This window comes from Arthrobacter sp. B0316-1-20 (assembly GCF_059091865.1).
In genome coordinates, this window is record NZ_JBNHHC010000071.1 from 1 (window position 1) to 13,005 (window position 13,005).

A 13,005-nucleotide genomic window follows, 5' to 3' on the forward strand; every position below is an offset into this window, starting at 1 on the left:
GTCGATCGCCGCCGACCCGAATCGGCTCCTCCCCGCAGATCCCGGCACCCGTGCCATCGCCAGGAATCTCCTAGGCCTGGTGGAGAACCTGCCCATCATCTCGCCGCATGGCCACGTGGACGCGGCCATGATCGAGAAGGACACCCCCTTCCCGGACCCCGCCACGCTGCTGATCAGCCCGGACCACTATGTGACCCGGCTGATCCATGCCAGCGGCGTGCCGCTGGACCAGCTGCGGGTCGGCGGCAGCACCGCCGTCGAGCCCCGCGAAGTCTGGCGCCGGTTCTGCAAGGCCTGGGCGCTGTTCGACGGTACCGCGTCCGGCTACTGGCTGCGCTCCGAGTTCGTCAACGTCTTCGGCCTCGACGACAGCAAGATCAGCGAAGCCAACGCGGACGCGATCTACGACCAGCTCCAGGCCAAGCTGGACGAGCCCGGCTTCCGCCCGCGCGCGGTGTTCAAGGACTTCAACATCGAGGTGCTGGCCACCACCGACGACCCGCTCGATGACCTCGCGGCGCACGCGGCGCTGGCAGCGGACCCGACCTTCGAGGGCCGGGTGCTGCCGACATTCCGCCCCGACGCCTACATCAAGTTCTACGCCGCCGGCTGGGCGGAGCGCGTGGACCAGTTGATCGCCGCCGCCGGCGACGGCCGGACCGGCTACGAGGGCTACATCCGGGCGCTGGAAAACCGCCGCCAGTACTTCCTCGAGCACGGCGCGGTCTCCTCCGACCACGGCGCCCGCACGGCGCAGACGCTGAAGCTGGACGCCGCCGAGGCGAAGGCCCTGTTCGAGAAGGCGCTCCGCGGCGAGGCCACGGCCCAGGACGCGGACGTCTTTGAAGCGCACATGATGTATGAAATGGCGCGCATGGCCGTGGCGGACGGGCTGGTCATGACCCTGCATCCGGGTGTCTACCGCAACCACCACCCGGAAACATTCGCCCGGTATGGCGCGGACACCGGCCACGACATTCCCTTCGCCACCAACTACACCGAGGCGCTGCAGCCGCTGCTGGCCGACTTCGGCACGGCCGAAGGCTTCCACTTCATCCCGTTCACGATCGATGAGACGGTCTTCTCCCGCGAGATTGCGCCGCTGGCCGGCTTCTACCCGTCGGTCTTCATCGGCGCGCCGTGGTGGTTCCTGGACGCTCCGGACGCCATGCACCGCTTCCGGTCCGCGGTCACCGAGACCGCAGGCTTCTCCCGGTCCTCCGGCTTCATCGACGACACCCGCGCCTTCTGCTCCATCCCGGCCCGCCACGATGCCTCCCGCCGCGTGGAGGCCGGCTTCCTGGCGCGGCTGGTAGCCGAGCACCGGATCACCGAGGAACGTGCCGCCGAAATCATCGTCGACATCGTTGACGCCGCACCGCGGAGGGCCTTCAAGCTGTGACTGCCTCATCTGAACAGAAAACCGCTCCGCGGCCGCTGAACCGCAGCACGTACGACGCCGGGTCCCCGGCTCCGGTGCGGATCGTCCACATTGGCCTGGGCGCCTTCCACCGCGCCCACCAGGCATGGTACACGGACCAGGCCGATGCCGGCCGCGAATGGGGCATCGCCGCGTTCACCGGGCGCAGCCCCAAGGCAGCCGAGGAGCTGAACAGCCAGGACGGCCTGTACACGCTGATCGAGCGCACCGGCGAGGGGGACAACTTCTCGGTGCTGCGCAGCATCGTGGAAGCGTACGACGGCGCCGACCTCGCCTCCCTGAGCCGGCTGGTCGCCGCCCCGGCCACCGCGATCGTCACCATGACCGTGACCGAGGCGGCCTACTACCTCGGGGTCGACGGCCGCCTGGACCTGGCTTCGCCGGTGGTGGCCAAGGACATTGCCCTGCTGCGTGCCGCCTGGGCCGAGGGGATGACGACCGACCCCGGACGGGAAGTTCCCGCCACGGAGTCAGGTGACGGCTCGCTGGCCCCGCTGTCGGAAGCGCAGCCCGGGGACACCGGCCGGGAACGTCCGGCCAGCATGGCCGCCCGCCTGGTGGTCGGCCTCGATGCCCGCCGCCGCGCGCAGGCCGGCCCCATCGCCGTCGTCAGCTGCGACAACCTGGCCGCCAACGGCACCGCCGCCCGTCATGCGGTCCTGGGTACCGCCGCGGAGGTGGACGAGGCGCTGGCCGCCTGGATCGACGCCAATGTGTCCTTCGTGGACACCTCGATCGACCGGATCACGCCCCGCACCACGGAGGCGGACATGGCGGACGTCGCGGAGGCGACCGGCTACGCCGACGTGAGCCCCGTGGTCACCGAACCGTTCCGCAGCTGGGTCCTGTCCGGGGACTTCCCCGCGGGCCGGCCGCGGTGGGAGGACGCCGGGGCGGTCTTCGTGGACGAGATCGAGCACTTCGAGCGGCGGAAGCTGTGGCTCCTGAACGGCGCACACTCCCTGATGGCCTACTCCGGGCAGCTGCGCGGCCACGAGACCGTGGCCCAGGCCCTGGCCGATCCGGCCTGCGCCGGCTGGGTGGAGGACTTCTGGAACGAAGCCGCCGCCCACCTGACGGAACCGGAACTGGATGTGCCGGGCTACCGGAGCGCGCTGCTGGAGCGGTTCGCCAACCCGCGGATCGCGCACTACCTGGCCCAGATCGCCATGGACGGCAGCAGCAAGCTGCGCATGCGCGCCGTGCCGGTCCTCAAGGCGGAGCGGGCGGCCGGGCGGACGGGCGCGGGTGCGGCGCGGATGATCGCGGCCTGGATCGGGTTCCTGGCCGAAGCCGCGCGGAAGGGCGAGCAGATCCGCGACGCCGACACCGCGCGGATCGGCGATGCCCTGGCCCTGCAGGGCCGCGCCCGCACCGCGGCCCTGGTGGGACTGCTGGACGCCGAACTGGCCGCCGAAGCCTCCGTGCTGGAGCTGATCGAAGGCTTCGCCGGTACATTTTCCTGACGCTTCCCGGGTTTCCGGGAGCGTCGATGGAGGCCGGACCGCACCGGTCCGGCCTCTTTCCAGCAATGGATGGCAACCGCTTGCCATGAGCTGCTGGTTGTGACTAAGATGACTCCAACCAAGTTTCAGCCCGGTGTCCGGACTCCTTCCGACCGGGTGCAGCCGCAAGGACGCAGCGAAAGGCGAGCAATGCTGAAGCCCCAGAACAGCCCCACCCGTGAACTGATCAACCTCGACGGCCTGTACGCCTTCAAGGTCGATTTCGATCGGGCCGGCCACCAGGACCAGTGGTTCGCCGGGAAACTGGACACGGACCTGGAAATGGGTGTTCCGGGCAGCTACAACGATGTCTTCGCCGACCAGAAGATCCGCGACCACGTCGGCTACGTCTGGTACCAGCGCGAGGTCCGTGTGCCGCGCGGCTGGACGGGGGAGCGCATCCATCTCCGCCTCGACTCCGCCACCCATGAGGGTATGGTCTACGTCAATGACACGCTGGTGGCCGAGCATGTGGGCGGCTATATGCCCTTCAGCGCGGACATCACCGAGCACGTCACGCCCGGGGAGGCCTTCCGGCTGACCATCGCGGTCAACAATGAACTCACCCAGGCCACCATCCCGCCGGGCACCATCGAGGTGACCGAGGACGGCCGCCGCCAGCAGAAGTACCTGCACGATTTCTACAACTACGCCGGCCTGCACCGCTCCGTCTGGCTGTTCAGCACTCCCGCCGTCACTGTGGACGACATCACCGTCGTCACCGATTTCGACGGCAGCAAGGGCATCGTCAACTACCGCACCGTTCTTGCCGGCGGCAAGGGCAGCGAGACCGTCAAGATCCGCATCAGCGATGCCTCCGGCCGCGAAGTGGCCACCGCGGAAGGTGCCGAGGGCACCGTGGAGATTGCCGACGTCGTGCTTTGGAAGCCGGGGGCTGGCTACCTCTACAACCTCACCGTGGAGGCGTACGACGGCGGGATGCTGGCGGACAGCTACACCCTGCCTTTCGGTGTCCGCACCGTGGAGGTCAGGGGCAAGCAGTTCCTGATCAACGGCGAACCGTTCTACTTCACGGGCTTCGGCATGCACGAGGACCACGTGGCGATCGGCAAGGCCCACAACAACACCATGATGGTCAACGACTTCCAGTTGCTGGAGTGGACCGGGGCCAACTCGTTCCGGACCTCGCACTACCCGTACGCGGAGGAGGTCATGGAATTCGCAGACCGCCACGGCATTGTGGTGATCGACGAAACCGCCGCAGTGGGTCTGCACCTGGGCTTCGGCGCCGTCTTCGGCTCCATGGCCAAGAAGACCTATGAGGCCGGTGCCGTCGATGACAAGACCGCCGCCAACCACCGGCAGGCGATCGAGGAACTGGTGGCCCGGGACAAGAACCACCCGTCGGTGGTGATCTGGAGCATAGCGAACGAGCCGAACGGTTCGGAAGAGGGCGCGCGGGAGTACTTCCAGCCGCTGGCAGAGCTGACCCGCCGGCTGGATCCCACCCGTCCCGTGGGCTACGTGAACGTCATGTTCGACAACCCGGACAAGGAGGTTATCAACGACCTCTTCGACGTGATCATGCTCAACCGCTACTACGGCTGGTACCTGCACAACGGAGACCTGGCCACCGCGGAGCAGGAGCTCGAAAAGGAGCTGCTGAAGTGGGAAGAGAAGTACGGCCAGCCCATGATCATGACGGAGTACGGCTCCGACACGATGCCCGGCATGCATTCCATCTACGAGCAGCCGTGGAGCGAGGAATACCAGGCCGACTTCCTGGACATGTACCACCGCGTCTTTGACCGGGTGGAGGCTATGGTCGGCGAGCATGTCTGGAACTTCGCGGACTTCCAGACCTCTGTCGGCGTACTGCGCGTTGACGGCAACAAGAAGGGAGCGTTCACGCGCGACCGCCGGCCCAAGGCAGCGGCCCATCTGCTGCGCGAGCGCTGGACCAACTTCAGCAAGTAAGCCGGACAAGGCAGTCCGGAACCGGGTAAAGGAGCCCAACATGACAACACCGAGCGCAACCACACCGCGGAAGGGCGAGGCCTTGGCCCCGCTGCCCAAGCGGGCCATCTTCGGCTATGGTGCCGGGGACGCCGCGAACAACCTGGCGTTCACTACGGCCACCATGTTCCTGCTGGTCTACTACACGGATGTCGCCGGTATTTCCGCCGCGGCCGCCGGTACGCTGCTGCTGGTCGTCCGCATCTTCGACGCCTTCGCCGACGTGTTCGCCGGCCGGATGGTGGACCGGACCTACACCAAGAGGTGGGGCAAGTTCCGGCCGTTCATCATGTTCGGTTCCCTGCCGCTGCTGCTGCTGAGCGCGGCCACCTTCCACGTGCCGCAGATCGGCGAATCCGGCATGCTGATCTACGCTTACGTCACGTACGCCGCGCTGGGCCTGGCCTACAGCCTGGTCAACATTCCGTACGGTTCCATGGCCGGTGCCATGACCCAGAACCCGAAGGAACGGGCCAAGCTGGCCAGTGCCCGCACCATGGGTGCGCTGCTGGTCAGCGCGGCGCTGGGCATCTTCGTGGCCCCGCTGCTGGGCGGCGACCGGGACCTGCAGCCGGTCTTTACCGTTGTCACCCTCAGCTTCGTGGTCATCGGCTTCGCGCTCTACATGTTCACCGTCTTCACTGCCAAGGAACGGGTCCACCGCGAGGTGCCCAAGGTCTCCATGCGGCAAAGCCTGGGCACGCTCAAGGGCAACCGTCCGCTGCTGATGCTGTGCGTGAGCTCGCTGCTCTTCCTGACCGGCTACCTCGCCTTGACCACGGTCCAGATCTACTATTTCCGCGACGTGCTGGGCCGGCTGGACCTGTACCCGATGGTGTCCATTGGCCAGATCATCCTGACGTTCGGACTGGCGGCCCTCATGCCCAAGCTGGTGGCTGCCTTCGGAAAGCGATCGATGTACATGGCCGGCGGTGTGGTCGGCATTGCCGGCGGCCTGATCGTCTTCTTGACCCCGCCCACGCTGGTCTGGCTCGGCTTCGCCGGCATCCTGGTCAGCCTGTGCGGCGTTATCATCGTCAACATCCTGGTCTGGGCGCTGGAGGCTGATACCGTCGAATACGGCGAATGGAAGACCGGGGTGCGGTCCGAAGGCATCGTCTACGCGCTGTTCAGCTTCACCCGCAAGACCGGCCAGGCGCTCGGCGGCGCGGTGGCTGCCTACGCCCTGGCCTGGGGCGGGTACAACGCGCAGGCCGAGGTCCAGACGGCACAGGCCATGACCGGGATCCAGGCTGCCGCGGGGCTGCTGCCGGCGGTCCTGACCCTGCTGGCCGTCGTCGTGATGGTCTGGTATCCGCTCACGGATGCCCGTCATGCTGAAATCGTCCACGATATCCAAGCGCGGCGCGCCGAGCGCTCCTAGCCTTTTCCTCCCGTAGTTTCCCCCCCGGATGTTGAAAGGAACACCGTGAAAATCATTGCAGCTGACGTCATCGTCACCAGCCCGACCCGGAACTTCGTGACCCTGAAGATCACCACAGACGAGGGCATCACCGGCCTCGGTGACGCCACGCTCAACGGGCGTGAACTCGCCGTGGCGGCCTACCTCAAGGAGCACGTTGCCCAGCTGCTGATCGGTAAGGACCCGCACCGGATCGAGGACACCTGGCAGTTCCTGTACCGCAGCTCCTACTGGCGCCGCGGCCCCGTCACCATGGCGGCCATCGCCGCCGTCGACATGGCGCTGTGGGACATCAAGGGCAAGGTCGCCGGCCTGCCGGTGTACCAACTGCTGGGCGGCGCCTCCCGCAACGGACTGCGTGCCTACGGCCACGCCTCCGGCACGGACATCCCCTCGCTGTTCGATTCCATCCGCCAGCACCTGGAGGAGGGCTACAAGTCCATCCGCGTGCAGACCGCTGTGCCGGGTATCAAGGCCGTCTACGGCGTGGCCGCCCAGGCCCAGGCCTCGGGCGAGCGCTACGACTACGAGCCGGCCGGCCGCGGCGCCTTCCCCACTGAGGAGGACTGGGACACCCGGGCCTACCTGCGCCATCTGCCGACCGTATTCGAGGCCGTGCGCAACGAGTTCGGTCCGGACCTGCCGCTGCTGCATGACGGCCACCACCGGATGACCCCGATCCAGGCCGCCAAGCTGGGCAAGGCACTGGAACCGTACGATCTGTTCTGGCTGGAGGACTGCACCCCGGCGGAGAACCAGGAGGCGCTGCGCCTGGTCCGCCAGCACACCACCACGCCGCTGGCCATTGGCGAGATCTTCAACACCGTCTGGGACTTCCAGACCTTGATCAAGGAACAGTTGATCGACTACGTGCGCGCAGCCTCCACGCACTTCGGCGGCATTTCCCCGCTGAAGAAGGTCATGGACTTCGCCGCTCAGTACCAGGTGAAGTCCGGCTTCCACGGCCCCACCGACATCTCCCCGGTGGGCTTCGCCGCTCAGCTGCACGTGGGCCTGGCCATCCACAACTACGGCATCCAGGAGTATATGCAGCACTCGGACAAGACGAACACGGTGTTCGAGCAGTCCCTGGTCTTCAACGACGGCTACCTGCACCCGGGCGACAAGCCGGGCCTGGGCGTAGAGCTGAACGAGGAAGCCGCTGCGTCCTTCCCCTACCAGCAGGCCTACCTGCCCTACAACCGCCTGATCGACGGCACTGTGCACGACTGGTGATCTGACCTTTTGCGGCGCTGCCGGTCTTTCCATGAAAAGACCGGCAGCGCTTTCGTCGTTTAACCCCGCGTCCCGCTCTTGAAATCAGAGCGGTACTGCGCCTATAGACTTGGGATCATGACCTCTGCACTGAATTCCGCGGTCGATATTGCCGCCGCCCGTGCCCGCTTGCTGGAACTGATCAAGGAGCTCGCTGTGGTGCGCGGAAAGGTCACGCTGTCCAGCGGGGCCGAGGCAGACTACTACATCGACCTGCGGCGCATCACGCTGCACCACGAGGCCTCCCGGCTGGTGGGCCAGGTCATGCTGGCACTGCTGGATGAGGCCGGGATCGAATTCGAGACCGCCGGCGGCCTGACCATGGGCGCCGATCCGGTGGGTACGGCCGTCATGCATGCGGCGAACAGCGCCGGCCGGCCGATCGACGCCTTCGTGGTCCGCAAGGCGCAGAAGTCCTACGGCATGGGCCGTCAGGTGGAGGGTCCGGACGTTAAGGGGCGTTCCGTCGTCGTCCTTGAAGATACCTCCACAACGGGAGGTTCCGCCCTGACCGCGGTCGAAGGCGTGCGCAACGCCGGCGGCGAGGTCAAGGCCGTGGCGGTGATCGTGGACCGCAACACCGGGGCCAAGGAGCGGATTGAGAAGGAGGCCAACGTGCCGTACTTCTACGCTTTCAGCAAGGACGAACTGGGCCTGGACTGACGCCGATGGCGGGTGGTGCCTTTGCATAACTCGGACCACGCACGGAAGCTGCGCTACGCCGCCGACCTGCAGCGGATGTCGCGCCGGTCCTTCCTGACCGGATCCGCGCTGACCCTTGGCCTGGCGGGGGACATGTTCGTTACCCGTGGGATCCAGGAGCGGCGCAAGCAGATGGAGATCCTGCAGCTGCCGGACGACTCCGCGCGCCGCCGGTTCCCGGAGGCCGGCTGGCTCCTCTTTCCCGGCTTCAAGACCAGCTGGGAGGAAGCCCTCTGGATCCTCAATACGCTGAAACCTGCCCTGCATCTGCGTGGCCAGATGGCCGCCGTGGGGTATTCCAATGCCGGACTGGACATCGCCGAGATCGTGACCGCGGTGGAAACCTATGTCAGGGACAACAGGATCCGCACGCTGTACCTCTACGGGCACAGCTTCGGCGGGATGGTGGCCGTGGAAACGACGGCGGAGCTGCGCCGGCGGGGCATCAGCGTGGAGTTCATCCTGCTGGACTCCAGCCCGCGCAGCCGGTTCGACGTGCTGGACCGGACGTGGTTCGACCGCGTGGTCTTCCTCTACGAGGCCGGAGCCCGCATTCCCACTCTGGTCCGCGGGGCGTACGAGCTGGGGGAGCGGGTGGCGCACAAGAACGAGCGGACCTGGCCGCAGATCATGGACCAGACGCTGGAGCAGCTGTCCCCGCTGGCGCCGTCGAGCGTGCTGATCCAGTCCGAGTCCTCGTACATTTACCACTTCCAGTCCCATATCTATGCCGACTATCTGGGGGACACGAAGATGGCATTCATCGGCAACCCGGACGACAGGACCGTCAACTATGACACGGCCCGGGAGGGCTGGGAGCGGACGTTCCCGCGGAACATAGTCCCTCCGTACCTGGTCACCGAGGGCGCCCGGCCGGCGCATGCCAGTCCGCAGTGGAACGGGCGCATCTACCGGGAAGTCATCTCCGAGCTGCTGGACACGCACTTTCCGATGCCGTCCGACGGCGTCCGGAAGGTCGCGCAGTAGAACCGCCTGAGCTGCCGGAGCAGGTCAGAGGTGCTCCAGCAGGTCCGCAACGGATTTGATGACCTGGTTGGGCCGGAACGGGAAGGCCGCGATGTCCTCCATGGTGGTAATTCCGCTGAGCACCAGCACGGTGTGCAGGCCCGCTTCCATGCCGGCAATGATGTCTGTGTCCATGCGGTCGCCGATCATGGCCGTGGTCTCCGAGTGCGCGTCGATCTGGTTCATCGCGGACCGGAACATCATGGGATTGGGTTTGCCCACGATGTACGGATCGCGGTTGGTGGCTTTGGTGATCAGCGCGGCGATGGCACCGGTGGCCGGCAGCGGACCTTCCTGGGACGGGCCGGTGGCGTCCGGATTGGTGGCGATAAAGCGGGCGCCCTCGAGGATCAGCCGGATCGCCTTGGTGATCGCCTCGAAGGAGTAGGTGCGGGTCTCGCCGAGGACTACATAGTCCGGCTCCTGGTCGGTGAGGATGAAGCCCGCCTCATGCAGCGCCGTCGTCAGCCCCGCCTCGCCGATCACGAACGCCCGGCCGCCGGGCATTTGGTCCTTGAGGAATTCGGCGGTGGCCAAGGCTGAGGTCCAGATGTTCTCCTCCGGAATCTCCAGTCCGGAGGACCGCAGGCGGGCCGCGAGGTCGCGCGGGGTGTAGCTGGAGTTGTTGGTCAGCACCAGGAAACGCCGGGAGGTGTCCACCCACCGGCGGATCAGTTCAGGGGCGCCGGGGATCGGATGGTTTTCGTGGACCAGCACACCGTCCATGTCCGTAAGCCAGCACTCGATGTGTTCGCTTTCACGCATGCCGAACCTCTTTCTGCCGGTGGGGCTGCCCGCTGACAGTCTGCCATCTTTGCGGCGCAGGTAGGGTTGGACAGTGAGCAGCAACGCACCATCCCCGGACAGCACTAACGACGGCGGCGCCCAGCTGGGGGTGGGCCCATGGGAGGGCCCGCAGCCGGAGGGCGACCACTGGGATCCGGAGCTGCTGGCGGCCGGCGACACGCGCAATGTGGTGGATCAGTACCGCTACTGGAAGCATGAGGCGATCGTCGCGGACCTGGACCGGCGCCGGCACAGTTTCCATGTGGCGATCGAAAACTGGCAGCACGACCTGAACATCGGCTCGGTGGTGCGCACCGCCAATGCGTTCATGGCCAAGGAAGTGCACATCATCGGACGACGCCGGTGGAACCGCCGGGGCGCGATGGTCACCGACAAATACCAGCACGTGCGGCACCACCCGACGGTGGAGGAGTTCATCGGCTGGGCACACGGCGAGGGCCTGCGGATCATCGGGATCGACAACTTCCCGGACTCGGTGCCCCTGGAAACCTACGACCTGCCGGAAAACTGCGTGCTGGTCTTCGGCCAGGAGGGGCCGGGGCTGACACCCGAGGTGCATGCGGCGGCGGATGCGACGCTGTCCATCGCCCAGTTCGGTTCGACCCGCTCCATGAACGCCTCCGCGGCCGGGGCGATCGCCATGCATGCGTGGATCCGCCGGCACGTGTTCGGGCAGCGGGTCAGCCGTCCTTCTCCGGGCGCATGACCCAGCCGTTCATGCTCCTGCAGATGGCGGCCAGTTGGGACACCTGCTCGGCGTTGAGCCGATCGAAGACCAGCCGCCGCACTTCCTCGACATGCCCGGGCGCCGCGGCGGCGATCTTGGCCATGCCAGCCTCGGTGAGCTCGGCGATGACGGCGCGGCGGTCCTCGGGGGACATCCGCCGGGTGACGTAGCCTCCTTCTTCCAGCCTGGCAACGATCCGGGAGAGCCGCGACTGGGACGTGCCGGCCGCGGCCGCGAGGTCGCTCATGCGCAGCCTCCGTTCCTTGCTCTCGGAGAGCATGGCGAGCACCATGTAGCCGGCGTGGGTGAGGTCCTCATCGCGCTGCAGCTGCGAATCCAGCGCGGCGGGTACCTTGAACATGAGCGCGACCATGAACCGCCACGCCTCCTGCTCCTCAGAAGAAAGCCACCGAGGTTCAGTCATAGGGATTTCCTCACCCTTTTGGTTGACACTTCAAATAAGCCGAAATACCTTATTTGCAGATTCAAGCAACCAGTCCTAAGGGCATTCTAGGGGAGGCATCATGACGAACGGAACCCAGGCGCTGTATCCACTGGACCGGCACTACCTGACTGCGGTTCCGCGCAGCCTGGCCCAGTCGCTGTGGCAGCCGGCGGACGGGCCGATGCCGGCCCTCTACCTCGGGCACGGTGCGCCGCCCACGCTGGACGACGAGGTCTGGATGGGCCAGCTGTTCGAGTGGGCCATGTCCATGCCCAAGCCGAAGGGCATTGCGATTGTCTCCGCACACTGGGAGAACGCGCCGACCACGATCTCCAGCACAGGGATCAGCACCGAGCTGGTCTATGACTTCGGCGGATTCGAGCAGCGCTTCTACGAGATGCGCTATGACACCCCGGATGCCTCCGGCCTGGCGCATCAGATCCGCGGCCTCATGCCGGATGATGAACCGCTCTTCGAACATCCCAGCCGCGGACTGGACCACGGAGCCTGGGTGCCGCTGAAGATCATGTACCCGCTGGCCGATGTTCCGGTGCTGCAGGTCAGCATGCCCACGCACCAGCCGGACCGGCTGCTGGACCTGGGCCGCCGCCTGCGCGAACTGCGCAATGAGGGCGTGCTGATCATTGGCTCCGGCTTCATGACCCACGGCCTGCCGTTCCTGACCCGTGAGGTCTTCATGGGGCTCGTGGAGGCGCCTTCATGGTCCCGGGACTTCGACACCTGGGCGGGCGAGGCGCTGGCCCGCGGCGATGTGGATTCCCTGGCCAACTACCGCAGACTGGCTCCGGGACTGCCGTTCGCGCACCCGACCGTAGAACACTACACGCCGCTCTTCGTGACCCTTGGTGCGGCCTTTGAACCGGAGCGGCCGGTCACCACCGCCATCGACGGCTTCGTTTTCGGGCTGTCGAAGCGTTCCTTCCAGGTGGCCTGAGGGCTTAAACGGCTTCGGCCGCCCTTCACCGGATCGAGCCGGGAGGGGCGGCCGAAAGGGCAGCCGGACGGGCGGGAATCAGTTGGCCGGCAGGACGAAGGCTGCGTCGATGGTGATGGTGACCTTGTCGCCCACCAGTACGCCACCGGCCTCGAGGGCGGCGTTCCAGGTGATGCCGAACTGCTTGCGGGAGATCTGGGTGGTCGCGGAGAAGCCGGCGCGGGTGGCACCGAACGGGTCCACGGCCATGCCGCCGAATTCGACGTCGAAGGTCACCGGCAGGGTGGTGTCCTTGATGGTGAGGTCGCCGGCGAGCTTGAACTCCTCGGGGCTGCCCTGGGCGCCGGTGGAGGCGAAGGTCATGTTCGGGAACTGCTCGACATTGAAGAAGTCCGCGCCCTTGACGTGGGCGTCGCGGTTGTCGTCATTGGAGTCGAAGGACGCGGTCTTGACGGTCGCGGTGACGGAGGAGCCGTTCAGGGCCTCGCCGACCACCAGGGTGGCATCGGCTTCGGTGAACTGGCCGCGCACCTTGCTGATACCGGCGTGGCGTACGACGAAGCCGATCTCGGTGTGGGCCAGGTCCAGATTCCAGGTTCCGGGGGTGAGGTTGATGCTCATGCGTACAGTCTCCTTGATTGCCGGCCGGGACCGTCCCGGCTGTTCATGTGTATGCATCTAATATGACGGAATTTAGTTGACGTGTCAACCTTCTTCTTATT

12 protein-coding genes are annotated in these 13,005 nt (G+C 66.4%); 9 read left to right on the forward strand and 3 right to left on the reverse strand.

The window, feature by feature from the left end; translation table 11 throughout:
• The 7 genes from uxaC to AC5RW2_RS37750 form a co-directional block, all read left to right on the forward strand.
• The coding region (uxaC, locus tag AC5RW2_RS37720; protein WP_494075145.1) for a glucuronate isomerase at positions 1–1,402 on the forward strand (1,402 nt) is incomplete at its 5' end.
• Positions 1,399–2,907: a mannitol dehydrogenase family protein gene (locus AC5RW2_RS37725; RefSeq protein WP_494029996.1), complete on the forward strand. Its 1,509-nt coding sequence runs from the start codon at positions 1,399–1,401 to the stop codon at positions 2,905–2,907. The genes uxaC and AC5RW2_RS37725, both read left to right, overlap by 4 nt.
• Before the next feature lie 189 nt (positions 2,908–3,096).
• The gene (gene uidA, locus AC5RW2_RS37730; protein WP_494029995.1) at positions 3,097–4,884 is read left to right on the forward strand and encodes a beta-glucuronidase; all 1,788 of its coding nucleotides are present in this window, start codon (positions 3,097–3,099) and stop codon (positions 4,882–4,884) included.
• 40 nt (positions 4,885–4,924) lie between these two features.
• Entirely contained in the window at positions 4,925–6,307 is a 1,383-nt protein-coding gene (uidB, locus tag AC5RW2_RS37735; RefSeq protein ID WP_494029994.1) for a glucuronide transporter, read from the forward strand.
• 45 nt (positions 6,308–6,352) lie between these two features.
• A complete protein-coding gene (manD, locus tag AC5RW2_RS37740; protein WP_494029993.1) occupies positions 6,353–7,582 on the forward strand; it encodes a D-mannonate dehydratase ManD in 1,230 nt (409 codons plus the stop codon).
• A 117-nt stretch (positions 7,583–7,699) separates the two neighbouring features.
• Entirely contained in the window at positions 7,700–8,284 is a 585-nt protein-coding gene (gene pyrE / locus AC5RW2_RS37745; protein WP_494029992.1) for an orotate phosphoribosyltransferase, read from the forward strand.
• Positions 8,285–8,299: 15 nt separating this feature from the next.
• Positions 8,300–9,310, forward strand: coding sequence for an alpha/beta fold hydrolase (locus AC5RW2_RS37750; RefSeq protein ID WP_494029991.1), 1,011 nt, complete (start codon positions 8,300–8,302; stop codon positions 9,308–9,310).
• 24 nt (positions 9,311–9,334) lie between these two features.
• Here the strand turns inward: AC5RW2_RS37750 and AC5RW2_RS37755 are convergent, their stop codons facing one another.
• Positions 9,335–10,114 carry an HAD-IIA family hydrolase gene (locus tag AC5RW2_RS37755; protein WP_494029990.1) on the reverse strand — a complete coding sequence of 260 codons (780 nt, stop codon included), beginning with the start codon at positions 10,112–10,114 and terminating at the stop codon, positions 9,335–9,337.
• A 73-nt stretch (positions 10,115–10,187) separates the two neighbouring features.
• On the opposite strand from AC5RW2_RS37755, the gene AC5RW2_RS37760 reads away from it, so the two are divergent.
• Positions 10,188–10,862 carry a TrmH family RNA methyltransferase gene (locus AC5RW2_RS37760; protein ID WP_494029989.1) on the forward strand — a complete coding sequence of 225 codons (675 nt, stop codon included), beginning with the start codon at positions 10,188–10,190 and terminating at the stop codon, positions 10,860–10,862.
• On the opposite strand, the gene AC5RW2_RS37765 is transcribed toward AC5RW2_RS37760, so the two are convergent.
• Positions 10,837–11,307 (reverse strand): MarR family winged helix-turn-helix transcriptional regulator, encoded by a 471-nt coding sequence (locus AC5RW2_RS37765; RefSeq protein WP_494029988.1) that lies wholly within the window; start codon positions 11,305–11,307, stop codon positions 10,837–10,839. The genes AC5RW2_RS37760 and AC5RW2_RS37765 overlap by 26 nt on opposite strands.
• A gap of 100 nt (positions 11,308–11,407) precedes the next feature.
• Here AC5RW2_RS37765 and AC5RW2_RS37770 point away from each other — a divergent pair, with 100 nt between their 5' ends.
• Positions 11,408–12,283: a dioxygenase family protein gene (locus tag AC5RW2_RS37770; protein ID WP_494029987.1), complete on the forward strand. Its 876-nt coding sequence runs from the start codon at positions 11,408–11,410 to the stop codon at positions 12,281–12,283.
• A gap of 78 nt (positions 12,284–12,361) precedes the next feature.
• Here AC5RW2_RS37770 and AC5RW2_RS37775 read toward each other — a convergent pair whose 3' ends face one another.
• Positions 12,362–12,904, reverse strand: a complete 543-nt coding sequence (locus AC5RW2_RS37775; RefSeq protein WP_494029986.1) for a YceI family protein — start codon at positions 12,902–12,904, stop codon at positions 12,362–12,364.
• Positions 12,905–13,005 lie beyond the last annotated feature (101 nt).